This window comes from Citrobacter sp. Cf118 (genome assembly GCF_030334095.1).
Lineage (GTDB): Bacteria > Pseudomonadota > Gammaproteobacteria > Enterobacterales > Enterobacteriaceae > Citrobacter > Citrobacter freundii.
Window position 1 is genome coordinate 29,874 of sequence record NZ_JAOWES010000083.1, and the last position, 24,545, is coordinate 54,418.

General features: G+C 54.6%; 21 protein-coding genes. 11 read left to right on the plus strand and 10 right to left on the minus strand.

Annotation, left to right across the window (positions count from 1 at the left end):
- Window positions 1–27: 27 nt before the first annotated feature.
- Together OGX67_RS10655 and OGX67_RS10660 are read right to left on the minus strand one after the other, a co-directional pair.
- Window positions 28–288, minus strand: a complete 261-nt coding sequence (locus OGX67_RS10655; protein ID WP_003037590.1) for a YfhL family 4Fe-4S dicluster ferredoxin — start codon at window positions 286–288, stop codon at window positions 28–30.
- A gap of 55 nt (window positions 289–343) precedes the next feature.
- Window positions 344–1,192 (minus strand): MurR/RpiR family transcriptional regulator, encoded by an 849-nt coding sequence (locus tag OGX67_RS10660; RefSeq protein ID WP_003037593.1) that lies wholly within the window; start codon window positions 1,190–1,192, stop codon window positions 344–346.
- Window positions 1,193–1,309: 117 nt separating this feature from the next.
- Here OGX67_RS10660 and murQ point away from each other — a divergent pair, with 117 nt between their 5' ends.
- Genes murQ through tadA form a run of 4 tightly spaced genes read left to right on the plus strand, consistent with a single transcriptional unit; the run spans window position 1,310 to window position 4,770 of the window.
- Entirely contained in the window at window positions 1,310–2,203 is an 894-nt protein-coding gene (gene murQ, locus OGX67_RS10665; RefSeq protein ID WP_003037596.1) for an N-acetylmuramic acid 6-phosphate etherase, read from the plus strand.
- Between the two features lie 9 nt (window positions 2,204–2,212).
- Window positions 2,213–3,577, plus strand: a complete 1,365-nt coding sequence (locus tag OGX67_RS10670) for a PTS transporter subunit EIIC (RefSeq protein WP_049015003.1) — start codon at window positions 2,213–2,215, stop codon at window positions 3,575–3,577.
- Window positions 3,578–3,580: 3 nt separating this feature from the next.
- The gene (gene yfhb / locus OGX67_RS10675; RefSeq protein WP_003037603.1) at window positions 3,581–4,216 is read left to right on the plus strand and encodes a phosphatidylglycerophosphatase C; all 636 of its coding nucleotides are present in this window, start codon (window positions 3,581–3,583) and stop codon (window positions 4,214–4,216) included.
- A gap of 17 nt (window positions 4,217–4,233) precedes the next feature.
- Window positions 4,234–4,770: a tRNA adenosine(34) deaminase TadA gene (tadA, locus tag OGX67_RS10680; protein ID WP_071524296.1), complete on the plus strand. Its 537-nt coding sequence runs from the start codon at window positions 4,234–4,236 to the stop codon at window positions 4,768–4,770.
- Window positions 4,771–4,782: 12 nt separating this feature from the next.
- On the opposite strand, the gene mltF is transcribed toward tadA, so the two are convergent.
- The gene (gene mltF / locus OGX67_RS10685) at window positions 4,783–6,333 is read right to left on the minus strand and encodes a membrane-bound lytic murein transglycosylase MltF (protein ID WP_003838390.1); all 1,551 of its coding nucleotides are present in this window, start codon (window positions 6,331–6,333) and stop codon (window positions 4,783–4,785) included.
- Window positions 6,334–6,589: 256 nt separating this feature from the next.
- Between mltF and purL the strand changes: the two genes are divergently transcribed.
- The 5 genes from purL (at window position 6,590) to glnB (ending at window position 15,042) form a co-directional block, all read left to right on the plus strand.
- Window positions 6,590–10,477: a phosphoribosylformylglycinamidine synthase gene (purL, locus tag OGX67_RS10690; RefSeq protein ID WP_110249047.1), complete on the plus strand. Its 3,888-nt coding sequence runs from the start codon at window positions 6,590–6,592 to the stop codon at window positions 10,475–10,477.
- A 635-nt stretch (window positions 10,478–11,112) separates the two neighbouring features.
- Window positions 11,113–12,543: a two component system sensor histidine kinase QseE/GlrK gene (gene qseE / locus OGX67_RS10695; protein ID WP_003037614.1), complete on the plus strand. Its 1,431-nt coding sequence runs from the start codon at window positions 11,113–11,115 to the stop codon at window positions 12,541–12,543.
- Window positions 12,544–12,565: 22 nt separating this feature from the next.
- Complete coding sequence (gene qseG, locus OGX67_RS10700) at window positions 12,566–13,309, plus strand: two-component system QseEF-associated lipoprotein QseG (protein WP_044714650.1); 744 nt, start codon at window positions 12,566–12,568, stop codon at window positions 13,307–13,309.
- Window positions 13,309–14,643 (plus strand): two-component system response regulator GlrR, encoded by a 1,335-nt coding sequence (gene glrR, locus OGX67_RS10705; RefSeq protein WP_304502307.1) that lies wholly within the window; start codon window positions 13,309–13,311, stop codon window positions 14,641–14,643. Before qseG ends, glrR begins: the two co-directional genes overlap by 1 nt.
- A 60-nt stretch (window positions 14,644–14,703) precedes the next feature.
- Window positions 14,704–15,042, plus strand: coding sequence for a nitrogen regulatory protein P-II (glnB, locus tag OGX67_RS10710; protein WP_002914032.1), 339 nt, complete (start codon window positions 14,704–14,706; stop codon window positions 15,040–15,042).
- 101 nt (window positions 15,043–15,143) lie between these two features.
- Here glnB and hmpA read toward each other — a convergent pair whose 3' ends face one another.
- Complete coding sequence (gene hmpA / locus OGX67_RS10715) at window positions 15,144–16,334, minus strand: NO-inducible flavohemoprotein (RefSeq protein ID WP_049002473.1); 1,191 nt, start codon at window positions 16,332–16,334, stop codon at window positions 15,144–15,146.
- Between the two features lie 325 nt (window positions 16,335–16,659).
- Between hmpA and glyA the strand changes: the two genes are divergently transcribed.
- Window positions 16,660–17,913 carry a serine hydroxymethyltransferase gene (glyA, locus tag OGX67_RS10720; RefSeq protein ID WP_003037627.1) on the plus strand — a complete coding sequence of 418 codons (1,254 nt, stop codon included), beginning with the start codon at window positions 16,660–16,662 and terminating at the stop codon, window positions 17,911–17,913.
- Window positions 17,914–18,005: 92 nt separating this feature from the next.
- Here the strand turns inward: glyA and hcaD are convergent, their stop codons facing one another.
- Genes hcaD through hcaE form a run of 5 tightly spaced genes read right to left on the minus strand, consistent with a single transcriptional unit; the run spans window position 18,006 to window position 22,223 of the window.
- The gene (gene hcaD / locus OGX67_RS10725) at window positions 18,006–19,208 is read right to left on the minus strand and encodes a phenylpropionate dioxygenase ferredoxin reductase subunit (protein WP_257651563.1); all 1,203 of its coding nucleotides are present in this window, start codon (window positions 19,206–19,208) and stop codon (window positions 18,006–18,008) included.
- Window positions 19,209–19,217: 9 nt separating this feature from the next.
- Window positions 19,218–20,030, minus strand: a complete 813-nt coding sequence (gene hcaB, locus OGX67_RS10730; RefSeq protein ID WP_106924074.1) for a 3-phenylpropionate-dihydrodiol/cinnamic acid-dihydrodiol dehydrogenase — start codon at window positions 20,028–20,030, stop codon at window positions 19,218–19,220.
- Window positions 20,027–20,347 (minus strand): 3-phenylpropionate/cinnamic acid dioxygenase ferredoxin subunit, encoded by a 321-nt coding sequence (hcaC, locus tag OGX67_RS10735; RefSeq protein ID WP_257651562.1) that lies wholly within the window; start codon window positions 20,345–20,347, stop codon window positions 20,027–20,029. The genes hcaB and hcaC overlap by 4 nt, the downstream gene beginning before the upstream one ends.
- Window positions 20,347–20,865, minus strand: a complete 519-nt coding sequence (hcaF, locus tag OGX67_RS10740; RefSeq protein WP_257651561.1) for a 3-phenylpropionate/cinnamic acid dioxygenase subunit beta — start codon at window positions 20,863–20,865, stop codon at window positions 20,347–20,349. The genes hcaC and hcaF overlap by 1 nt, the downstream gene beginning before the upstream one ends.
- Window positions 20,862–22,223 carry a 3-phenylpropionate/cinnamic acid dioxygenase subunit alpha gene (hcaE, locus tag OGX67_RS10745; protein WP_003037637.1) on the minus strand — a complete coding sequence of 454 codons (1,362 nt, stop codon included), beginning with the start codon at window positions 22,221–22,223 and terminating at the stop codon, window positions 20,862–20,864. Before hcaE ends, hcaF begins: the two co-directional genes overlap by 4 nt.
- Window positions 22,224–22,358: 135 nt before the next feature.
- On the opposite strand from hcaE, the gene hcaR reads away from it, so the two are divergent.
- The gene (hcaR, locus tag OGX67_RS10750; protein WP_003037638.1) at window positions 22,359–23,252 is read left to right on the plus strand and encodes a DNA-binding transcriptional regulator HcaR; all 894 of its coding nucleotides are present in this window, start codon (window positions 22,359–22,361) and stop codon (window positions 23,250–23,252) included.
- Window positions 23,253–23,255: 3 nt separating this feature from the next.
- Here hcaR and OGX67_RS10755 read toward each other — a convergent pair whose 3' ends face one another.
- Complete coding sequence (locus OGX67_RS10755; RefSeq protein WP_003037640.1) at window positions 23,256–24,449, minus strand: ROK family transcriptional regulator; 1,194 nt, start codon at window positions 24,447–24,449, stop codon at window positions 23,256–23,258.
- Window positions 24,450–24,545: the final 96 nt, after the last annotated feature.

A 24,545-nucleotide genomic window follows, 5' to 3' on the forward strand; every position in this document is an offset into this window, starting at 1 on the left:
TCTGCACGTTGCCGGATGGCGACGCGGTTAAAGTTTATCGGCGTGGTGCATCAGCACAAACTTATCCCACAACTGCTCTTCTGTTTCGACATGTGCCGGATCTTTCAAAATAGTATTGGGGATCGGGCACACCTTCTGGCAGGTTGGCGTGTCGTAATGGCCTACGCATTCCGTACACTTGTCGCTGTTAATCTCGTAAATGCTATCACCCATCGAAATCGCCTCATTCGGGCATTCGGGCTCGCACATATCGCAATTGATACACTTTTTAGTGATTAACAGGGCCATCAGGAAACTCTCAAAACATCACAAACCGGGCGGGCATTATACGCGCATTCTTTGTTCAGACCAGTTTTTTTACCAGAGCTTCGCTGTGACGAATGCGTTCCGGAGCATGCTCCAGATCCTGCTGCACCAGCGCCATAAACAGTAAATCAGTGAGCATCATTTGCGCATGAGTGGAGGAAATCGCTGCGCTGCGGGTGGCCTGCTCCTCGGCAATCGTGTACAGACAATGACTTGCCCGTTGCTGCAGGGCGTTCGGTGTAAATCCAGTGATGGCGAGGATTTTCGCGCCGGTGCGCAACGTTTCATCTGCAGCCAGGTTGAGCTCGCGGCGCTCTCCGGTATACGAAATGGCCAGCAGCAGATCGTTGGGCGAAAGGGCTTGCACCGTCGCCAGCAGGGCGTGCATATCGCGTTCCACCACCGCGTTAAAACCAATCTTCAGCAACTTCCAGGCAAAATTCTGTGCCACCAGACCCGATGCGCCAATCCCGGTCACGATAATGCGTCGGGCTGAACGCAGCATTGTGACGCTCTCCATCAGTTTCTCTTCGCTGTTGACGTCCAGCGTCGCATGCATCGCCGCCACGTTCTCCTGAATCAACTTTTCCCCCACCAGACGCATAGGATCGTCACCGCGAATCTGATTATGTACCGGAATGGAATGGGGGTTGGGATTGCTGGCCAGCGCTTCGCTGATCGCCAGTTTGAGTGCAGGAAATCCTTTAAAACCCATCTTTTGCGCGAACTTCACCACGCTGGACTGGCTGACGCCCGCCTCCGCGGCCAACTGCTGCGAACTGAGATGACGCGCAGTATCCGGCTGGGAAAGGAGATAATCTGCCAATTTTTTATCGCTTTGCGCGAGGTCCGGGTAACGCTGACGAATGCGAATTAAACAGTTCATGCTGTCTCCTGGCGAAAACGTGATGGCGATTACAAAACAAAATTTCATTCGCCTGGATGAATATAATATTCCATTATGGCAGATTATTATGAATTAAAAATTCCTAAGGAACAAAAAATGAATCTCGGTGCATTAGTTTCAGAAACCCGCAATCCACAGACCATGGACCTGGATGCGCTCTCCACGCTGGAGTTGGTTCATCGTTTTAATCAACAGGATACGCTGGTAGCCGAAGCAGTAAAAGCAACTCTGCCTCAAGTTGCGTGTGCGGTTGATGCGGCAGCTAACGCACTAAAAGCAGGTGGTCGCATTATTTACATGGGAGCGGGGACCAGCGGGCGTCTCGGGGTACTGGATGCGTCTGAATGCCCACCGACCTTCGGCGTTCCACACGGTCTGGTGGTTGGATTGATTGCCGGGGGGCCGGGCGCGCTGCTGAAGGCGGTTGAGGGTGCGGAAGATAACCCACAGTTAGGTGAAGACGATCTGTGTGCGCTCAATCTTACCGCGCAGGATCTGGTGGTGGGGCTGGCAGCATCTGGTCGCACGCCGTATGTAATTGGTGGGCTGAAATATGCGCGTTCGGTGGGCTGTACGACGGTGGCTATTTCTTGCAATCCGGATTCCCCTATCGCGCATGAAGCGGATATTGCCATTTCTCCTGTAGTGGGGCCAGAGGCGCTGACCGGGTCAACACGACTGAAATCCGGCACCGCGCAAAAGCTGGTGCTCAATATGATCTCCACCGGAGCGATGGTGAAGTTCGGTAAGGTTTATCAGAACCTGATGGTGGACATGCAGGCAACCAACGTCAAACTGGTCGATCGGGCGTGCCGTATGGTGGTTGAAGCCACGGGCATTGCGCGTGAACAGGCGCAAGCGCTGCTAAAGCAGACTGATTTTGACGTTAAGCCAGCCATTTTAATGGCGCTCACCGGCCTTGACGCCGCTGCCGCCCGCGAAAAGCTTGCCGCTCACCAGGGTTTTTTACGCGCGGCGTTAGAACACTAAGAGGTGTATATGGATAAGACGGCGGTGCTGGCCAGCGATATTCTACTGGGCGTTGGCGGAGAGAAAAATATTCTGCGCCTGGAAAACTGTATGACCCGCGTCAGGGTTGAAGTTCAGGATGATGGACAGCTCGATATCCCTCGTCTCAGGCAACTGCCCGGTGTCAGCGGCTACGTGAAGCAGGGCGCGCAGCACCAGATTATTGTCGGCCCCGGTAAAGCGGCCAAAGTGGTGGATGCCATGCGTTCCCTGATTGCCGATGGCGGCGAGCGAGCAGGTGCCAATGATATCGAGCGCACAAAGTCAGAGGCCAAAGCGAAGTACAAAGCGCCGATGAGCGATGCGCTGCGCAAGCTGGCGAACGTCTTTATCCCTCTTATTCCGGCGTTTATCGCCTCTGGTTTGATTACCGGCATTATTAACATCCTTAAGCGCCCGGACATCGTGGGGGATTTTGCGACCCACTATCCGAATATGCTGGGGTTGATGGGCATATTTGGCAGCGCCGTGTTTGCCATTATGAATATTCTGGTCGGGGTGAATACCGCCAAAGTTTTCGGTGGCTCCCTGGCGATGGGCGGGGTGATGGCCGGTATTCTCTCCAGTCCGCAACTGGCACAAATCACGCTGTTTGGCGAAGCGTTGCAGCCGGGACGCGGCGGGGTGATCGCGGTACTGCTGGTGGTGGCGTTGATGTGTTGGATCGAACGCAAATTCCGCGAGCTGTTGCCAGAATCACTGGAGCTTATCCTTAATCCGCTGCTGACTACCATCATTACCGGCGTAATCGCGATTGTGGCGCTGCAACCGCTTGGCGGCTGGATTTCTGAGTCTATTGCTCACGGCGCATCCTGGGCTATCGATCGCGGCGGTTTTCTGGTCGGTGCCGTGCTGGCAGGAACCTTCCTGCCGTTGGTGCTCACTGGACTTCATCAGGGATTGGTGCCCATCCACGTTGAGCTGGTTCAGGCACACGGTTATAACGCGCTCTTTCCGATCCTGGCGATGGCGGGCGTTGGGCAAATAGGTGCTGCGATCGCGGTTCTGATGAAAACCCGAAATGCGCGGTTAAAAAAAGTAATCAAAGGTGCACTGCCTGTCGGACTGCTGGGTATAGGCGAGCCGCTGATTTTTGGCGTAACGCTGCCGTTGGGTAAGCCGTTTATCGGTGCATGTCTTGGCGGCGCGGTAGGTGGAGCGCTGATTAGCTACTGGAAGGTGGCGACGGTCATCACATTTGGCATCTCCGGATTACCGCTGGCACTGACGATTGTTGCCGGAAAAGTGATGTTCTATCTGTTAGGCTATCTGGTAGCAGTTATCGCCGGGTTCCTGTTTACCTGGCTATTGGGATTCACTGATCCAGAGGAATAAGGTTTGACCAATCACCAGCGCCGCGTTGTCTTTTTTGATTTGGATGGCACGTTACACCAGCAGGATATGTTCGGTAGTTTTATACGTTATCTGCTACGTCGTCAGCCGCTGAACGCGTTGCTGGTGCTGCCTCTGCTACCGGTGATTGCGCTGGCATTGCTGATACAAGGGCGTGCCGCCCGCTGGCCAATGAGCCTGCTGTTATGGGGATGCACTTTTGGTCGCAGCGAGGCGCGTCTGAAAGCGCATCAGGCCGACTTTGTGCGCTGGTTTCGCAGTAACGTGACGGCGTTTCCGCTCGTGCAGCAGCGGCTGACAACCTACCTGTTAAGCTCTGACGCTGATATTTGGCTTATCACCGGCTCTCCGCAGTCGCTGGTCGAGCAGGTTTACTTCGACACGCCATGGCTACCGCGAGTCAATCTGATCGCCAGCAAAATGGCGCGGGGATACGGCGGCTGGGTGCTGACTCTGCGCTGTCTGGGCCATGAGAAAGTGACGCAACTGGAGCGGCAGATTGGCGCACCGTTGTCTCTCTACAGCGGCTACAGCGACAGTAAGCAGGATAATCCGTTACTCTCTTTTTGCCAGCATCGCTGGCGCGTCACGCCGCGCGGAGAGCTGCAACAACTCGAATAGAGTAAACGATAGCGTCTGTGTATAATGCGCCCGCTTTTATTGGTGGAGTAACCCCTTTGTCAGATGTTGAATTTAGCCACGAATACTGGATGCGTCATGCTTTAACGCTGGCTAAGCGCGCCTGGGATGAGCGTGAAGTCCCGGTGGGTGCGGTATTGGTACATAACAACCGAGTGATTGGCGAAGGCTGGAACCGCCCGATAGGTCATCATGATCCGACTGCCCACGCTGAGATTATGGCGCTGCGTCAGGGCGGCCTGGTACTACAAAACTACCGTCTGTTAGATGCCACGCTGTACGTCACTCTGGAGCCGTGCGTGATGTGCGCAGGCGCGATGGTCCATAGTCGTATCGGCCGAGTGGTTTTTGGCGCACGCGATGCGAAAACGGGTGCTGCCGGGTCATTAATGGATGTGCTGCATCACCCAGGGATGAATCATCGGGTTGAAGTGACAGAGGGGGTACTGCGGGATGAATGTGCCACGTTGCTCAGTGATTTCTTTCGCATGCGTCGGCAGGAAATCAAGGCCCTGAAAAAATCCGCTAATCAGTAAATACCAATCAGACTACTGGTCCTCTTTCTTCTGTGCCGAAAATAGCAGGGAAGGGGAGTGCGACAGGTAGTTTGACGACGTCTGAGTCAGAAAGGCTGAAAGCGGAAATTTATCTTTACCCAGCAGCTCAGCTGGCGACACCGCCGGGTAATCCTGAGCCAGTTGCTGCGTTTCCTGCGCCTGTTTTTCTTTCTCCTGCAGATACCCCACCAGGCTAATCTGGTACTTACGGATATTTTCCACATAGGCGTAAGCTTCGTGGCCACGCGCATAGCCATAGGTCAGCTTGTTGTAATACGGCTTTTGGCTGAGCAGCGGTAGCCGCTGTTTTACGTCGGACCAACTGTTCGGATTGCCTTTGGTTTTCACCGTTAGCGCCCGCGCATCAAGCATGTGCGCATAACCCATGTTATAGGCTGCAAGGGCAAACCAGATGCGTTCTCCTTCGGGGACGGTATCCGGTACTTTACTCATCATATCCTGCAAGTATCGCGCGCCGCCGCTGATACTCTGTTCGGCATCGGTACGGTCGGTCAGCCCGAGACTCTGAGCAGTATTTTTGGTCAGCATCATCAGTCCGCGTACGCCGGTCGGGGATGTGGCCTGCGCGTCCCAGTGCGACTCCTGATAGGATATTGCGGCGAGCAGTCGCCAGTCTATCTCCTGCGCATACTTTTCAAACAGCGGCTTAAGGTCCGGCAACACGCTGTCTACGGCGCGCAAAAAGGTGCGGGTATCGACATAGTCAAAATCATCGCCATGCCCGAGATATTTCTCTTCCAGCCGTGCCAGAGAACCGTCTTCATTCATGGTGTTAAAGAAATCCAACAAGGCGGCAGACAGCGTGTTGTCATCGTCCAGACGACTAAACCAGGTCACCGGCTGTTCGTCAGAGACGTCCAGCGCTACGGCAAGCTCAGGATGCACGCGTTGGTATAAGCTGATGGCGACAGAATCTGCAATGGTGTAATCCAGCTTTCCGGCGATTACATCATCGAGCAATTCGGTGGTGCCCTTTTTGTCATCAACTTTCCAGCTCAGATCGGGAAATTTTTTCTCTTTTAGCTGCTGGAGGTCGTTAACCACCACATGCCCCGGGGCGATAGTCAGTTGGCTTTCGTTCACGGTGGCAAGCGTGCGCGGGCGATATTGCCCAACCCGGTACACCAGCTGTTGTGAAACCGAATAATAGGTCGGGCCTGGCTGGTAATTTTTCACCCGCTCGCTGTTATAGACCAGGCCTGCGGCTAACAGGTCGGCATTGCCGTTATCCAGGTCGTCAAAAAGCTGGCTGATGTTCTGGCGTACGGTAACTTTTAACTTCACGCCTAAGTAGTCGGCAAATTCCTGGGCCAGTTCATAATCCAGGCCGAATTTTTTGCCGTTGAGGGTCGCGTAAGTTAACGGCGAGTCGATGGTACTGACGCGCAGCTCTCCCCGCGACTGAATGGCGGCGATACGATTTTCGGCTTTACCGAACCAGGGAATAGATGGCCAAAGGGCCGCTGCCAACAACAGCGTCAATATGCCGATGAACAGATAATTAATCTTTAATTTTTTCAATTAGTTAATTCTCTGAACCGTACGTTTTCTCTGCCTGCTGTGGTGCTGATTAAGAAGTGAAGTCGTCATTAATGAACGGCATTTTGCTTAAACTTGCGTCAGTTGGCAACTTATTCAGAAATCTGACCGCATTTGATGATAAGTGACGGTCGTGATTTTATTTCGACGCAAACGGTTTCGTCGGCGCGGTAGATTCTTTATAATGACGCCCGTTTCCCCACTTGGGCACACCGAAAGCTTAGAAGACGAGAGACTTATGATGGAAATTCTGCGTGGTTCACCTGCACTGTCTGCATTCCGTATTAACAAACTGCTGGCACGTTTTCAGGCTGCCAACCTCCAGGTCCACAATATTTACGCCGAGTACGTCCATTTTGCCGATCTGAATGCACCGTTAAATGAAGATGAGCACGCGCAGCTTGCACGCCTGCTGAAATATGGTCCTGCTCTGCAAAGCCACGCCCCGGAAGGAAAACTGCTGCTGGTTACGCCTCGCCCTGGCACCATCTCCCCGTGGTCTTCTAAAGCGACTGATATTGCCCACAACTGCGGTCTGCATCAGATTAGCCGCCTGGAACGTGGCATTGCCTGGTATGTAGAAGCCTCTACGCTGACCGCTGAGCAATGGCAGATGGTGGCCGACGAACTGCACGACCGCATGATGGAAACGGTTTTCTCTGCGCTGAACGATGCTGAAAAACTGTTTGTCCATCACCAACCGGCGCCGGTCTCCAGCGTTGATCTACTGGGTGAGGGACGTCAGGCGCTGATCGACGCTAACCTGCGTCTGGGTCTGGCGCTGGCGGAAGACGAAATTGACTATCTGCAGGATGCGTTCACCAAACTGGGGCGCAACCCGAACGACATTGAACTGTACATGTTTGCGCAGGCCAACTCCGAGCACTGCCGCCACAAGATTTTTAACGCCGACTGGGTTATCGACGGTAAACAACAGCCTAAGTCGCTGTTCAAGATGATCAAGAATACCTTCGAAACCACGCCGGACCACGTGCTGTCTGCCTATAAAGACAACGCCGCGGTAATGGAAGGTTCTGAAGTGGGCCGCTATTTTGCCGATCACAAAACCGGCCGCTACGATTTCCATCAGGAACCAGCCCACATCCTGATGAAGGTAGAAACTCATAACCACCCGACGGCTATCTCTCCGTGGCCAGGTGCGGCAACCGGCTCCGGCGGAGAAATCCGCGATGAGGGTGCAACCGGTCGTGGTGCAAAACCGAAAGCCGGGCTGGTAGGCTTCTCCGTCTCCAACCTGCGTATTCCTGGCTTTGAACAGCCTTGGGAAGAGGACTTTGGTAAGCCGGATCGTATTGTCACCGCGCTCGACATCATGACTGAAGGCCCGCTGGGCGGCGCGGCGTTTAACAACGAATTTGGTCGCCCGGCGCTGACCGGCTACTTCCGTACCTATGAAGAAAAGGTCAACAGCCATAACGGCGAAGAGCTGCGCGGTTACCATAAACCGATCATGCTGGCAGGCGGGATCGGTAACATCCGTGCCGATCACGTGCAGAAAGGCGAGATCGTCGTTGGCGCCAAGCTGATCGTCCTCGGCGGCCCGGCGATGAACATTGGCCTTGGCGGCGGGGCAGCCTCCTCTATGGCTTCCGGTCAGTCTGATGCCGATCTTGATTTCGCTTCTGTACAGCGTGATAACCCGGAAATGGAACGTCGTTGCCAGGAAGTTATCGACCGTTGCTGGCAGATGGGTGATGCGAACCCAATTCTGTTTATCCATGACGTTGGCGCGGGTGGTCTGTCTAACGCCATGCCGGAGCTGGTAAGCGATGGCGGTCGCGGTGGTAAGTTCCAGCTGCGCGATATCCTCAGCGATGAGCCGGGTATGAGCCCGCTGGAAATCTGGTGTAACGAGTCCCAGGAGCGCTACGTGCTGGCGGTTGCTGCCGATCAATTGCCGCTGTTTGACGAACTGTGTAAGCGCGAGCGCGCGCCGTACGCGGTCATCGGTGAAGCTACCGAAGAACAGCATCTGACCTTGAGCGACAGCCACTTCGACAACCAGCCGATCGACATGCCACTCGATGTGCTGCTGGGTAAAACACCGAAAATGACCCGCGATGTGCAGACGCTGAAAGCCAAAGGCGATGCCCTGAATCGTAGTGAAATCTCGATTGCAGATGCGGTTAACCGCGTGCTGCATCTGCCGACTGTCGCGGAGAAAACGTTCCTCGTGACTATCGGTGACCGTACCGTTACCGGTATGGTGGCGCGTGACCAGATGGTTGGTCCATGGCAGATCCCCGTCGCCAACTGCGCGGTCACTACCGCAAGCCTCGATAGCTACTACGGCGAAGCGATGTCTCTCGGCGAGCGCGCGCCAGTCGCATTGCTCGACTTCTCAGCCTCTGCGCGTCTGGCTGTCGGTGAGGCGCTGACCAACATTGCGGCAACGCAGATTGGCGATATCAAACGCATTAAACTGTCGGCCAACTGGATGGCGGCTGCGGGTCATCCTGGCGAAGACGCCGGACTGTACGAAGCGGTAAAAGCCGTTGGGGAAGAATTATGTCCGGCGCTTGGCCTGACCATTCCGGTGGGCAAAGACTCTATGTCGATGAAAACCCGCTGGCAGGAAGGTAACGAGCAGCGTGAAATGACCTCGCCGCTGTCGCTGGTGATCACCGCCTTTGCCCGCGTGGAAGATGTGCGCCACACCATTACCCCGCAGCTTTCTACTGAAGACAACGCCCTGTTGCTGATTGACCTTGGTCTGGGTCACAACGCGCTTGGTGCGACGGCGCTGGCGCAGGTTTACCGTCAACTGGGGGATAAGCCTGCCGATGTGCGTAACGTAGAGCAACTGAAAGGCTTCTACGACGCCATTCAGGCGCTGGTCGCACAGCGTAAGCTGCTGGCCTACCACGATCGCTCCGACGGTGGCTTGCTGGTGACGCTGGCGGAAATGGCCTTCACTGGTCACTGCGGTATTGAAGCTGATATCCACTCTCTTGGTGAAGATCGTCTGGCGGCGCTGTTTAACGAAGAGCTGGGCGCGGTGATACAGGTTCGCGCAGGTGATCGTGAAGCGGTTGAGGCGTTGCTGGCTCAACATGGCCTTGCCGATTGCGTGCACTATCTGGGGAAAGCCGTGCAGGGCGACCGCTTCGTGGTCGAAGCCGATGGACATGCGGTGTTCAGCGAAAGTCGCACCACAATGCGTATGTGGTGGGCGGAAACCACCTGGCAGATGCAGCGTCTGCGCGATAACCCGGAATGCGCCGATCAGGAACACGACGCTAAAACCAACGATGCCGATCCGGGTCTCAACGTCAAACTGACGTTCGATATTAACGACGATGTTGCCGCGCCGTATATCGCCACCGGTGCGCGTCCGAAAGTGGCCGTGCTGCGCGAGCAGGGCGTTAACTCCCACGTCGAAATGGCGGCAGCTTTCCACCGTGCGGGCTTTGACGCCATCGATGTACACATGAGCGATCTGCTGGGGGGACGCATCGGCTTGGGTAACTTCCAGGCGCTGGTAGCCTGCGGCGGCTTCTCTTACGGCGATGTACTCGGCGCAGGGGAAGGTTGGGCGAAGTCAATTTTGTTCAACAACCGCGTGCGTGATGAGTTCGAAACCTTCTTCCATCGCCCGCAAACCTTGGCGCTCGGGGTGTGTAACGGTTGCCAGATGATGTCTAACCTGCGTGAGCTAATCCCAGGAAGCGACCTGTGGCCGCGCTTTGTGCGTAACCACTCCGACCGCTTTGAAGCCCGCTTCAGCCTGGTCGAAGTGACGCAAAGCCCGTCTTTACTGCTTGCCGATATGGTGGGGTCGATGATGCCGATTGCCGTTTCTCACGGTGAAGGTCGTGTGGAAGTGCGTGACGGTGCGCATCTGGCTCAGCTTGAGAGCAAAGGTCTGGTGGCACTGCGCTACGTCGATAACTTCGGTAAGGTGACCGAGGCTTACCCGGCTAACCCGAACGGTTCGCCGAACGGTATTACTGCTGTGACCACTGAAAATGGTCGCGTCACCATTATGATGCCGCACCCGGAACGCGTGTTCCGTACCGTGAGCAACTCCTGGCACCCGGAAAATTGGGGCGAGGACAGCCCGTGGATGCGTATCTTCCGCAACGCGCGTAAACAGCTTGGATAATTAGCCTATGATCATCAAGCCCCTCTTGTGAGGGGCTTTTTTTTTGTCTGCCGCCTGATAACGCTATGCTTATCAGGCTTACGGGGAAATGCGGTTGTAGCCGGATAAGACGTTCACGCCGCTATCCGGCAATAAACTCAGCGCTTGCACCTAAAAGTAAAGTGTCGGGAAATGCCGACATAGGTAAGGTTACATTGTCGCCAAAAAGAGACATTTAATTATTTGATTTAAAACGAATTTATTTTTAAGTGTTACGGGTGTTGCTGATTGGCGACGGTGTGGGTGAAAAATAGACAATATCATTTCTCATATAAATAATCATATTTTCTATATTTATCATTGTGTTAACAAAGTGTTTTGAATATTGGCACAGATGCTGCATAATATTAACCAGTGGCTCATTCACCTTCTTATGTCAGCCCCTTCGGGACGTGCTACATAAACTTCGAATGACGCACAACAAGGTGCCTGCCGTCCAACATCTGATATTAGCGAAGCTCATATCAACCTCCGGGCGAAACGTCGAGTTAGGCACCGCCTTATTCCACAACAAAGCCGGGTTAATCCCGGCTTTGTTGTATCTGGCGTTCCCCTCAGTTAGCATCTACCTATTCCTGTCCATTGAGAGTAACGCCTTGAAGCGCTGGTCAGTTTTCCCCCGATCTTTACGTCAATTGGTGATGTTGGCATTTTTGCTGATCCTGTTGCCGTTGTTAGTTTTGGCCTGGCAGGCGTGGCAAAGTCTGAATGCCCTGAGCGCGCAGGCTGCGCTGACGAACCGCACCACGCTGATTGACGCCAGACGCAGTGAAGCGATGACCAATGCTGCGCTGGAGATGGAGCGCAGCTATCGGCAATACTGTGTGCTTGATGACTCAACGTTGGCCAAGGTCTACCAAAGTCAGCGTAAACGCTACAGTGATATGCTGGATGCGCATGCGGGGGTGTTGCCAGATACCAAGCTCTACCAGGCGTTGCGTCAGGATCTTAACGATCTCGCGCAGTTGCAGTGTAAAAACAGCGGCCCTGACAGTGTGTCGGCTGCACGGCTGGAAGCGTTCGCTAATGCCAATACCGAGATGGTGCAAGCGACGCGTACCGTCGTCTTTTCTCGTGGCCAGCAGTTACAGCAGGAAATAGCCGAACGCGGGCAGTTTTTTGGCTGGCAGGCACTGGTGCTGTTTCTCCTTAGCCTGGCGATGGTGCTGTTGTTTACCCGTATGATTATCGGTCCGGTGAAGGGCATCGAACGGATGATCAATCGTCTGGGAGAAGGGCGCTCGCTGGGCGATAGCGTATTATTAACTGGGCCCCGTGAGCTGCGATCCGTGGGGCAGCGTATTATCTGGTTAAGCGAACGCCTCTCCTGGCTTGAGTCGCAGCGGCATCAGTTTTTACGCCATCTTTCTCATGAGCTGAAAACACCGCTGGCGAGTATGCGTGAAGGTACTGAATTGCTGGCCGATCAGGTAGTGGGCCCGTTAACACCGGAGCAAAAAGAGGTGGTCGGCATCCTCGATGACAGCAGCCGCAACTTGCAAAAACTGATTGAGCAGCTTCTCGATTACAACCGCAAGCTGGCGGATGACGAGGCTGAGCTTGAAAGTGTGGAAATCGCGCCGCTGGTGGAAAGCGTTGTTTCTGCGCATAGCCTGCCCGCTCGCGCCAAAATGATACATACTGATGTTGCGCTTGCGGTGAACGCCTGCCTGGCAGAACCGATGCTGTTGATGAGCGTGCTGGACAATCTTTATTCCAATGCGGTGCACTACGGCGCTGAATCCGGTAACATTTGGATCCGCAGCAGTTTGCATGGATCAATGGTATACATCGATGTAATGAATACCGGCACACCGATCCCAGAAGCAGAACAGACCATGATCTTCGAGCCTTTTTTCCAGGGTAGCCATCAGCGAAAAGGGGCGGTAAAAGGAAGCGGGTTGGGGCTAAGCATTGCCAGAGATTGCATTCGCCGTATGCGGGGCAAACTGTATCTGGTTGATGACCATGCGCAAAACGTTTGTTTTCGCATAGAACTGCCGCTAGCTGCTGCGAAAAATCACTAAAATAAACCTAAGTCTGGTGAGTATGCCATACGTTGTTGCCCGAATGCTTAAACGACATTTTCTTCATCGCGTCATCCTTGCAAGCCTGCCGTGCCTGGCACTGGTTGGTTGCGTCCCGAACGCGGTGAATCATATTATCGGCGATCCTTCGCAGGAGAAAATTCCGCCTAATCAACTGGCGGACTACCTTGCAACCGACTGTACGGATATCTGGTCGCTATCTGGCCAGTCCACAGAAACCAACCCGTTGTACTGGCTGCGGGCGATGGACTGTGCCGATCGCATGATGCCGGTACAGGCGCGCAGTGAAGCCAGTGCTCAGCTCACGGATACCTGGCAGGGCGCTTTCAAACGCGGGATCCTGCTTGATAACGCCCGCATTACCCCGCCTGAACGGCGAGAGGCAGTTACGCGTCTCGACGCGTTAAGCCCACAAATTCCGAGTCAGGTTCGACCGCTTTATCAGGCCTGGTTCCGTAATCAAATGTTGCAGTTACAGCTTGCCGAAGAGCGCCTGCGCTACAGTAAGCTCCAGCAGTCGTCAGACAGCGATCTCGATACGCTGCGTCAACAGCAACAGCATTTGCAGTCCCAGCTCGATCTCACGACCCGCAAGCTGGAGAATCTGACCGATATTGAGCGCCAGCTTTCAACGCGCAAACCCGCCGGTAACTACAATCCTGATGCGCCGCACGGGAACGATAAACTCACTACGCCTGATAACGAAGAAGGCGCAGCGCCGTCTGCCGATGAGGTTACGCCATGATAAGCCGTAAGCCCGCGCATCTGCTGTTGGTGGATGACGATCCGGGCCTGTTGAAATTACTTGGAATGCGACTAACCAGCGAAGGCTACAGCGTCGTGACCGCGGAAAGTGGGCAGGAAGGGTTACGGGTACTGAACCGTGAAAAAGTGGATCTGGTTATCAGCGATCTGCGCATGGATGAAATGGACGGCATGCAGCTGTTTACTGAAATCCAGAAAGTGCAGCCGGGCATGCCGGTGATTATCCTGACCGCTCACGGCTCCATCCCGGACGCCGTTGCGGCGACCCAGCAAGGGGTGTTCAGTTTTCTCACTAAGCCAGTCGACAAGGATGCGTTATATCACGCGATTGACGGGGCGCTGGAACAGTCTGCGCCTGCTACTGATGACAGTTGGCGTGAGTCCATTGTCACCCGCAGCCCGCTGATGCTACGTCTGCTGGAACAGGCGCGAATGGTGGCGCAATCGGATGTTAGTGTCTTGATCAACGGCCAAAGCGGAACCGGGAAAGAAGTTTTCGCCCAGGCTATTCACAACGCCAGCCCGCGCAGCCACAAGCCCTTTATTGCCATTAACTGTGGCGCGTTGCCGGAACAACTGCTGGAGTCTGAACTGTTTGGTCATGCGCGCGGCGCTTTTACCGGCGCGGTGAGTAATCGTGAAGGGTTGTTTCAGGCCGCGGAAGGCGGCACGCTTTTTCTCGATGAGATTGGCGATATGCCTGCACCGTTACAGGTGAAACTGCTGCGCGTATTGCAGGAACGAAAAGTCAGACCGTTGGGCAGTAACCGCGATATCGACATTGATGTGCGGATCGTTTCTGCGACCCACCGCGATTTACCCAAAGCGATGGCTCGGGGCGAATTTCGCGAGGATTTGTACTATCGCCTCAACGTGGTGAGCCTGAAGATCCCTGCGCTGGCCGAGCGTACGGAAGATATTCCGCTGCTGGCGAACCATCTGCTACGCCAGTCTGCTGAACGGCACAAACCGTTCGTACGCGCCTTTTCAACCGATGCCATGAAGCGGTTAATGACCGCCAGCTGGCCGGGCAACGTGCGTCAACTGGTCAACGTAATTGAGCAGTGCGTGGCGTTGACCTCTTCGCCAGTGATCAGCGACGCGCTGGTGGAGCAGGCGCTGGAAGGGGAAAACACCGCGCTGCCGACATTTGTTGAGGCGCGTAACCAGTTTGAGCTCAACTATCTGCGTAAGCTGCTGCAAATCACCAAGGGCAATGTGACTCACGCGGCAAGAATGGCGGGGCGCAACCGCACCGAATTCTATAAGTTGCTTTCTCGACACGAGCTGGATGCAAACGATTTCAAAGAATAAATCTGCGGATTATGTTAGCTTTATTCGATCAAAAGACAGGCGACCTTTTCAAGGAATAGCATGAAAAAGATTGATGCGATTATTAAACCCTTCAAGCTGGACGACGTCCGCGAAGCGCTGGCAGAAGTCGGTATCACCGGGATGACGGTAACGGAAGTGAAAGGCTTTGGCCGTCAGAAAGGCCATACCGAGCTGTACCGTGGCGCGGAATATATGGTGGATTTTCTGCCGAAGGTAAAAATTGAAATTGTGGTTACCGACGACATCGTCGATACCTGCGTCGACACCATTATCCGTACTGCCCAGACCGGCAAGATCGGCGACGGTAAGATTTTTGTCTTCGACGTGGCTCGCGTTATTCGTATTCGTACCGGTGAAGAAGACGACGCGGCAATCTAAGCCGCGCCGTTAATTTGTCGGCCTGATAAGCGTAGCGCATCAGGCCGAGTGATTGCCGGATGGCGGCGTAAACGCCTTATCCGGCCTACTCGCGTAATACATTACAAGACTTTATGCGGACCGAAGCATTCGTAATGAATGTTCTCGTTTTTCACGCCCAGGCCGACCAGCTGCTTCGCGGCGAACTGCATGAAACCAACCGGACCGCACAGATAAAACTGCATCGCCGGATCGCTGATTGCGCTTTCCAGCTTGTTCAAATCCATCAGACCTACGCTATCAAACGCACCTTTCGCGCGATCGGCTTCGGTTGGCTCACGATACCAGGTGTGCGCACTAAAACGTGGCAGCGTTTTGCCGAGTTCATTTACTTCATCAGCGAAGGCATGTACATCGCCATTTTCTGCCGCGTGGAACCAGTTAACCTGCGCCGTATGCTTCGCTTTCGCCAACGTGTCCAGCATCGCCAGCATTGGGGTTTGTCCCACTCCTGCGGAGATCAGAGATACCGGGGTGTCGGTCGCGACGTCCATAAAGAAATCGCCCGCAGGTGCGGCCAGGTGAACAACGTCGCCAACATTCGCATAGTTGTGCAGCCAGGTGGAAACCTGACCACCGTCTTCACGCTTAACGGCAATACGATAGCCTTTGCCATCAGGTTTACGGGTCAGTGAGTACTGACGAATTTCCTGATGCGGGAAACCTTCCGGCTTCAGCCAGACGCCCAGGTATTGTCCCGGATGATATTCAGCTACTGCGCCACCATCGACAGGTTCAAACTCAAAGCTGGTGATCAGTGCACTGCGTGGGGTTTTTGCCACGATGCGGAAAGGACGGGTACCTTCCCAGCCGCCATTTTTATTGGCATTTTCGCTATAGATTTGCGCTTCACGGTTGATGAACACGTTCGCCAGTACGCCATACGCTTTACCCCACGCATCCAGAACTTCCTGGCCTGGGCTGAACATTTCGTCCAGCGTTGCCAGCAAATGACCACCCACGATGTTGTACTGCTCTGGTTTAATCTGGAAACTGGTATGCTTTTGCGCGATTTTCTCAACCGCTGGCAACAGCGCCGCCAGGTTTTCGATATTGCTGGCATACGCGGCAATCGCGTTAAACAGCGCCTCGCGCTGATCGCCATTACGCTGGTTACTCATGTTGAAAATTTCTTTCAGCTCTGGGTTATGCGTAAACATGCGATCGTAGAAATGGGCGGTCAGCTTCGGACCTGTTTCAACCAGCAGGGGAATAGTGGCTTTCACTGTAGCGATGGTTTGTGCGTCAAGCATACGGTCTTCCTTTATCTGAGACTTTAATGATGTATGTCAAATACATCTTATAAAAAATACCCCTGCATTGTAAATGGTTCTTTGTAACTTTGCGTTGTAAAGGTTACATCGTGAAAAATCTGCATCACAAACCTGAAAAGAAATCCGTTGAAATTCAGCAGACCTTTGTTCTCCAAAGCCTTGCGTGCCGTGAAGGTAATCGTTTGCGTAAAATCCTTTGTCAAGACCTGTTATCGAAGAATGATTCGGTTATACTGTTGGCCGAAGTCCTAGGGACTGCCTTTTTAGGCCGAAATTCTATTGTTAGCTGAGTCAGGAGATGCGGATGTTAAAGCGTGAAATGAACATTGCCGATTATGATGCCGAACTGTGGCAGGCTATGGAGCAGGAAAAAGTACGTCAGGAAGAGCACATCGAACTGATCGCCTCCGAAAACTACACCAGCCCGCGTGTTATGCAGGCGCAAGGTTCTCAGCTGACCAACAAATATGCTGAAGGTTATCCGGGTAAGCGCTACTACGGCGGTTGCGAGTACGTTGATATCGTTGAGCAACTGGCTATCGATCGTGCAAAAGAGCTGTTTGGCGCTGACTACGCTAACGTACAGCCGCACTCTGGTTCTCAGGCTAACTTCGCTGTTTACACCGCTCTGCTGCAACCGGGCGATACCGTTCTGGGTATGAACCTGGCACAAGGCGGCCACCTGACTCACGGCTCCCCGGTTAACTTCTCCGGCAAACTGTACAACATCATCCCTTACGGTATTGATGAGTCCGGCAAAATTGACTACGAAGACATGGCGAAGCAGGCCAAAGAGCACAAACCGAAGATGATCATCGGTGGCTTCTCTGCTTACTCCGGCGTTGTTGACTGGGCAAAAATGCGTGAAATCGCTGACAGCATCGGTGCATACCTGTTCGTCGATATGGCGCACGTTGCGGGGCTGATTGCCGCAGGCGTTTATCCGAACCCGGTTCCACATGCACACGTTGTGACCACCACCACCCACAAAACCCTGGCGGGTCCACGCGGTGGCCTGATCCTGGCGAAAGGCGGTGACGAAGAGCTGTACAAAAAACTGAACTCTGCTGTGTTCCCAAGCGCGCAGGGCGGCCCGCTGATGCACGTGATCGCAGCGAAAGCCGTGGCGCTGAAAGAAGCGATGGAGCCTGAGTTCAAGGTTTACCAGCAGCAGGTTGCTAAAAACGCCAAAGCGATGGTGGAAGTGTTCCTGAACCGTGGATACAAAGTGGTTTCTGGCGGGACTGAAAACCACCTGTTCCTGCTGGATCTGGTTGATAAAAACCTGACCGGTAAAGAAGCTGACGCCGCACTGGGCCGCGCTAACATCACCGTTAACAAAAACAGCGTACCGAACGATCCGAAGAGCCCGTTTGTGACTTCCGGTATCCGTATCGGTTCTCCGGCAATCACTCGCCGTGGCTTCAAAGAAGCGGAAGCGAAAGAGCTGGCTGGCTGGATGTGTGACGTGCTGGACAACATCAATGACGAAGCCGTAATCGAGCGCGTCAAAGGTAAAGTTCTGGATATCTGCGCACGCTTCCCGGTTTACGCGTAAGCCATACTGATTGCTGGATGGCGGTGTAAACACCTTATCCGGCCTACGGGTAACTCACATGTAGGCCGGATAAAAGAAGTGCCATCCGGCAGTTATATTGACTTAAGCAAGATTGTTTCATCGACTAAAGCCGCCATTGGCGGCTTTTTCTTTGCCTGAATCCATTTTCTCAATAAACGTATTTCTCGGCCCTGATTCAACGTTACTGCGCCAACAATCACGCCATCCTGCAGGTTAAACCATATTGCTTTATGCGCATCTGAATTGCCGCGTATGAACCAGCTTTCTCCCTGCATTTCGCCAACAAATTGTAGATTGTCATTAAATTGGTCGGTCCAGAACCAGCCAGGTGTCTTCTCCGGCAACGGCAGATTTAGGATTGCGGCGGCGGCAATCTGTGCCTGAAAATTGGCGTTTTCCCAGCTTTCCATGCGTACTAACGAACCGTCGGGCTTGCGCGTTATCGCTACGTCACCGGCGGCGAAAATGTCCGGATCGGAGGTGGTGCAGGCGCTATCAACGATAATGCCGTTAGCTGCCTCCAGACCGGCATCGCGGGCCAGCGCATCATTCGCCACGATACCGATACCGTAAATCACCGCATCGGCCAGCAGCGTCTCGCCGTTTTGCAGCGTCAGCGAGAGAAACTCTCCCGCTTCGGCGTGTTCAATGCTGCTGTTGAGTAACACCCGCACGCCCGCCTGCTGGTGGCGGGCAAGCAGGTAATCGCGCACCGGAGCAGGGGCGTTGCGGCCCATTACCGACGACGCCATCTCGACCACAGTCACCTGGCAGCCGCGCTGGGTGGCGCTCGCCGCCAGCTCCAGGCCAATCGTGCCCGCACCGACGATCGCGATTGCCTTACCCGGCTGTAGGACGTCGCGCAGGCGTTCGGCATCGCCAGCGTGGCGCAGCGTAAAGCAACGCTCGCCCAGCTTATCCAGCAGCGGCAAAGGCCTGGCCGCTGCACCGGTAGCCAGCAGCAGCTGCGACCAGCGGTAGGTTTGCCCATCGGTGAGCGTTAGCGTACGCGAGGCGCGATCAATCTCGCGAAGCGTCACGCCCAGATGCAGCTGCACGTTATGTTCCTGCCACCAACTGGCGGGCAGCACCGGCTGAAGCTGCGGATTTTCGTCCAGCAGCATGGCTTTCGACAGCGGCGGGCGCTCGTAGGGCAGATGCGCCTCGTCAGAAAAGAGGTGTAACGGCCCGTTAAACCCTTGCTGGCGCAGCGCGGCAGCGGCCATTGCCCCCGCCTGACCGCCGCCAATGATGGCAATAATGTGTTCACTCATAACGACTCCTTACAGATCCAGACCAGCGGCGACGTGGCGGATCCCACGGATCCCCAGCCCGGCGTCGGCGTTGATCATCACGCCGCTTAAGGTGCGGTTGTTACGACGCGATGCCAGCATCACGTATGGCCCGGTAAAGTCGGCTGGGTCGGGGAAGAACTGGAGCGGCAGAATGGCGGCGATTTTCTCCGGCGTCAGCGATTGCATAATCGAGGTATCGCTTTGCCCCAGCGCCTGTGGGCCGCGCAGATCGGTCGCCATACCGCACGGACCGACACCGTTCACCCGCACCTTCGGCGCCAGCTCGTAGGCTAACTGGCGAATCAGCCCGGTGGCGGCATGTTTCGAGGCGGTATACAGCGGCCCGCCGCCGCCCGGATACCACGCGGCGTTGGACAGGGTAAAGATGATACTGCCTTCGCTGGCGATAAGCGCCGGGGCGCAGGCTTTCGCACCCAGCAGATAGCCCAGCACGTTAACGTTAAACAGTTCGTGAAAGCCGCTCTCCAGCGCCTCAGCAGAGGTGTTCACCAGCGTTGCGTTATGATCCCAGATGCCCGCATTGCCAATAAAACAGTCCAGTTTGCCAAACGCGGTGAGGATTTGATCGACCGCGCGCTGATAGTCGGCGTAGCAGGTGACGTTGCCTTCCACCGCCAGCACATGTTCGCCAAAACGCTGGCGCAGGCTGGCGACTTTGGCTGGTGACAGTTCGAGCGTGGCGACCTTCGCGCCTTCTTCAATAAAGCGCTCGACCAGCGCCAGACCGAGGCCGGAGCCGCCGCCGGTAATGAAAACCACGTTGTCGCGTAAATCGCTCATCGGGCGTCCTCTGGAATATCAACAAATACATCGCTACCTTCCACGTAAACCGCGTAGGTGGTCAGCGGATCGGTGGCAGGTAAGCACAGCGCTTTACCGGTTTTCAGGCAGAAGCTGGCCGCGTGCAGCGGGCATTCCACCGTGGCATCGTCTTCCAGATAACCTTCGGACATCGAGGCGTTACCGTGGCTACAGCGATCGTTAATGGCATAAAACTCGCCGCCAACGTTGAACAGGGCGATGACGGGCGAGGTTTCCAGCCGGAGGGCTTCACCCTCCGGCAGCTCCGTGGCGGAGCAGGCAAATACACGGCTCATCAGAACAGTACACTCAGGTTATGGGAGGTGATCACCGCTTGATCCAGCACGATCTCGCGTGCCAGTAAGCGCCACTCATCGCCGGGCAAACGACGGACTTTGTCCACGCGCGTGCCGACGTAAAACGTCTCGTCCCGCTCTTTTTGCGCGCGATACAGCAGATAGTTGAGGCGCACGGCGAACACACCGGGCACGTCGGTTTCGCTGATTTGTAAGTTGCTAATCAGATGACGGGTACGCGAAGGCGGTTCTTCCGCCCAGGCCATGCCGGTTTCCAGCCGCGCGATGCGGCGCTCAAGCTGGTCTTTGTTGTCGTTGAAAATCCAGGTGGTCGGCGGCTGCACGCCTTTGCGACGGTCGCGCGTCTGGGCGTTCACCGTGGTACGCATGGTGTAGCGAATGTCGTCATCCAGCTGCGCCAGCCAGTCGCGAAACTGCCAGTCGTCGAGCATACGCGCTTCTTCATACAGAAACTGGCTGATGCGATGATGCAGTTCAAGAGAAACTAAAGCGCTCATTTCATCACCTCCTGCTGGTAGGCGGCGGTTTTCTTGTGCACTTCCTGCCAGCTTTCGCTGCTGAGCAAATCGGCCCAGCGTTGGTACATGCCACGCGCGGCGGTTTCCGAAAAGATGTAGTTGGTGATCCCCGGAATGCCGTCTTCACGGCGTTTCTCCTGGCCAAGCCCCATTTCCAGACACAATTTCGTGTTGCGTGCGCGATGACCTTTCAGCAGTTTTTGAATTTCACACCAGTTTTCCGAGTCGTCCTGCTCCAGGAACCCGGCGGGGCCAAAAGCCCGCGTGGCGCTGTTTTCAAACGCGGCTTTCACTTCATCAGAGGCGGCTTTATCGGTAATACAGAACGCCCACACCTCAACCTGATCCGGCCCACGCGGGTGCCAGACGCGCAGCGTGGCGGTACCGTTGAGCCAGGAAAGCGTTGGGAAAATGTTGTTGTGACCGGCCAGACGCAGGGCGCGAACTTTACCCAGACGCTGCTCGGCTTCCGCGTAGGTGTCGCGGTAGTAGCTGGAGACCTCACCGTCGACCCAGACGTTGGCATCGGGATTCTCAGTAAAGAAAAATCCGCTGCCGTGCCCATCCTGACCGAACTGTAACGCGTCTTTGGCGGTTTCCCACACCGGGCGGGCGGTCTGACCATCGCCGAGGCGCTTATCGCTACCGTCGTCTTTCGCTCCCAGCACCTGCACCGCAGAGGCATGGCTGAACAGCGCGTGATACTGGTCGCTGGCAAACTGTTCGGCGGGGAATTTCCAGTTACAATCGATGGTCCACTTTTGTACGCCACCGACGATTTCGGTGCCGCCTTCACGACGATCGAGTACGCCGTCGAGATACCAGGCGATGTCGCCGAGATAATCGCCAAGCGCAGGCGCGGAGGTATCCCAGTTACCGAAAATCAGTCCCTTGTAGCTCTCTACGCCAGGCACTTCGTTCAGCCCCCAGTGCGATTTGCATAAACCTTGCGGATAAGCGCGCGGCTCCAGCGGGACGTCGATCAGCTCGCCGTTAATACCGTAAGACCAGCCGTGATACGGGCAGGTAAAGGCGCGGGTATTGCCGCAGTCGGCGTAGCTGACGCGCATCGCACGGTGGCGACACTGGTTGAGAAACGCTTTGATGCTGCCGTCTTTCTGGCGAACCACCACCACCGCATCCTCGCCCATGTAGGTGTTAAAAAAATCACCGGGTTTGGGGATTTGGCTTTCGTGGGCGAGAAATAGCCAGCAGCGTCCGAAGATGCGTTCCAGCTCCAGTTGGTAAATTTCAGGGTCGGTATAAATTCGTGGGGTTACGCGACCGTTTTGCGTGTCGATCAGTTGGTAGATGTCTAAATTTGAGGGTGTGGTCATATTTTTTAATCCTGAAAGCTAAGATGTATTGACCTTCTTTTTTTGTACCCTAAGGATGTTGCTGGTTAGTTATCAATCTGTGAAATAGTAAATTTCTACCAGTTGAGACATTTTTTCGATAACAAGGAGAAGGGCATGGAACTGAGGCACTTACGCTATTTCGTAGCAGTGGCGCAGGCGCTGAATTTCACCCGAGCGGCAGAAAAGCTGCATACCTCTCAGCCGTCATTAAGCAGCCAGATCCGCGATCTTGAAACCTGCGTGGGCGTTCCGTTGCTGGTGCGGGATAAACGAAAAGTTGCGCTGACGGCGGCCGGTGAGTGCTTTTTACAGGATGCGCTGGCGATCCTCGAACAGGCGGAAAACGCCAAAGTTCGTGCCCGTAGAACGGTGCAGGAAGATAATCATTTCTCCATTGGCTTTGTCCCTTCCGCAGAGGTCAATCTGTTGCCGAAGGTGCTGCCTTTGTTTCGTTTAAAACAACCGGATACGCACATTGAACTGGTGAGTCTGATCACCACCGAGCAGGAAGAGAAGATCCTCAGCGGAGAGCTGGACGTTGGCTTAATGCGCCACCCGGTGTACAGCCCGGATCTCGATTATCTGGAGCTGATTCATGAGCCGTTGGTAGTTGTGTTACCGGTGAATCATCCGTTAGCTGATGAGCAGGCAATCTCCGCAGAACAACTACACGGCGTGAATTTTGTCAGCACCGATCCGGCCTATTCCGGCGCGTTAGCGATGATTGTCAAAAACTGGTTTCAGCAGCAAAAAAGCCAGCCTAACATTGTGCAAGTGGCAACCAACATTCTGGTGACCATGAACCTGGTCGGCATGGGGTTGGGGGTGACTTTGATACCCGGTTATATGAATAATTTTAATACCGGACAGGTGGTTTTTCGGCCAATTATTGGTGATGTCCCAACCATCGCGTTGCTGATGGCGTGGAAAAAAGGATCGCTCAAACCGGCACTGACCGATTTTATCGCCACGGTACATGAACGTTTGGCCGTGAGTCTGACGGTGTAATGGTTACAACTCGCTGAGCTGTGACTCGACATACAGATAGCCAATTCCCATGAGTTGCTGGGCACGATTGAGCTGGCCGAAGCTTATCTGAGTCGCTCTGGCGCGCGGGTTATCACCGTGATCAAACGGGTTAAACCCAGTTTGCTGCACCAAGGTATTGAGCCAGCTATCGCCAAAAGCACAGCTACGACCGTACAACCATATCTGATTAATATTCAGTATATTCAGAAAGTTATATAAACTAAGCCCAATGGCGCTGGCGGCATGCTCGGCCCAGGCCTGAATACGAACATCACCGTTCTGCCAGGCAGTAATAAGCTGGTCGGTGGTGAGTGTTTCCGGATCGTAAAGGGACGTCGGCTGCGATTTCATCCACACGCGGGCCTGTTTTTTCAACGCGCTCAATGATGCCACCGTTTCCAGACAGCCATAGCGACCGCAGTCACAGGCAATTCCATCGGGATGAACGATGGTGTGTCCAATCTGGCCGCTGCCATACAGACTACCGCGCCAGATATTGTCGTTAATCACAAACGATGAGCCGATACCGTAATCAACGTTAATCACGCAAAAATCACCGTTAGCCGCTGGGTTTTGCCATTTTTCGGCCAGCGCCAGCATCACACAGTCATTGTCCAGGCGGACCTGTACGCCAAGCATCTCTTCCAGCAGATATTTTATTTCCACCGGTGTTTTCCACGGGGCCTGGGGCATGGTTTTTGATGCGCCGGTGATCGGATCAACCTGGCCGTGAACGCCGAGCGCCAGATTAATCGTGACCTCGGGAAATTGTCGACGGTATTCCCGCCAGTGTGCAGCCAGGGCTGACAGCAGCGCTTTGGGGGTTTCCGGCTTAATGACTTCATGACGCCAGTCGCCGATGGCAACCAGCCGTGCGTCCGCCAGTTGGCTGGTGATACTGGTAGGGGTGACGTTGATACATAGCGTCCATGCGCCTTTTTCTGGCAAATGATAGCTGCCGCTGCTCAAACCGCGCTGGCTTAAGGTTTTTCGCGAATGACTGATCCTCCCCTCATCCATTAGCTCTTCGAGGATATTGCTGACCGCCGGGATCGACAGGCTGGTGAGCTGCGCCAGCTGTGACTTGCTGAGCTGCTTTTCCCGCCACAGGTGCGACAAAAAGATCTGCTTATTCGCCTGACGAACCCTGGCGTTGTTGAACCCCGAACGCTGCATTCACTTAACTCCCTTAACTATATTGCGTGAGCATTGCGCATTTTAGCGCCACTTAACTGCCGCAGAATAGCATCAAGTTGAATTTTTACTTTTGCT

What these genes read in the sequence shown, in the direction of transcription:
- hcaE (WP_003037637.1), bottom strand. Translation starts at nt 22,223, where the DNA reads ATGACCACACCCTCAAATTTAGACATCTACCAACTGATCGACACGCAA.
- hcaC (WP_257651562.1), bottom strand. Translation starts at nt 20,347, where the DNA reads ATGAGCCGTGTATTTGCCTGCTCCGCCACGGAGCTGCCGGAGGGTGAA.
- OGX67_RS10655 (WP_003037590.1), bottom strand. Translation starts at nt 288, where the DNA reads ATGGCCCTGTTAATCACTAAAAAGTGTATCAATTGCGATATGTGCGAG.
- hcaR (WP_003037638.1), top strand. Translation starts at nt 22,359, where the DNA reads ATGGAACTGAGGCACTTACGCTATTTCGTAGCAGTGGCGCAGGCGCTG.
- hcaF (WP_257651561.1), bottom strand. Translation starts at nt 20,865, where the DNA reads ATGAGCGCTTTAGTTTCTCTTGAACTGCATCATCGCATCAGCCAGTTT.
- hcaB (WP_106924074.1), bottom strand. Translation starts at nt 20,030, where the DNA reads ATGAGCGATTTACGCGACAACGTGGTTTTCATTACCGGCGGCGGCTCC.
- hmpA (WP_049002473.1), bottom strand. Translation starts at nt 16,334, where the DNA reads ATGCTTGACGCACAAACCATCGCTACAGTGAAAGCCACTATTCCCCTG.
- hcaD (WP_257651563.1), bottom strand. Translation starts at nt 19,208, where the DNA reads ATGAGTGAACACATTATTGCCATCATTGGCGGCGGTCAGGCGGGGGCA.
- purL (WP_110249047.1), top strand. Translation starts at nt 6,590, where the DNA reads ATGATGGAAATTCTGCGTGGTTCACCTGCACTGTCTGCATTCCGTATT.
- glnB (WP_002914032.1), top strand. Translation starts at nt 14,704, where the DNA reads ATGAAAAAGATTGATGCGATTATTAAACCCTTCAAGCTGGACGACGTC.
- OGX67_RS10755 (WP_003037640.1), bottom strand. Translation starts at nt 24,449, where the DNA reads ATGCAGCGTTCGGGGTTCAACAACGCCAGGGTTCGTCAGGCGAATAAG.
- glyA (WP_003037627.1), top strand. Translation starts at nt 16,660, where the DNA reads ATGTTAAAGCGTGAAATGAACATTGCCGATTATGATGCCGAACTGTGG.
- qseG (WP_044714650.1), top strand. Translation starts at nt 12,566, where the DNA reads ATGCCATACGTTGTTGCCCGAATGCTTAAACGACATTTTCTTCATCGC.
- murQ (WP_003037596.1), top strand. Translation starts at nt 1,310, where the DNA reads ATGAATCTCGGTGCATTAGTTTCAGAAACCCGCAATCCACAGACCATG.
- OGX67_RS10670 (WP_049015003.1), top strand. Translation starts at nt 2,213, where the DNA reads ATGGATAAGACGGCGGTGCTGGCCAGCGATATTCTACTGGGCGTTGGC.
- OGX67_RS10660 (WP_003037593.1), bottom strand. Translation starts at nt 1,192, where the DNA reads ATGAACTGTTTAATTCGCATTCGTCAGCGTTACCCGGACCTCGCGCAA.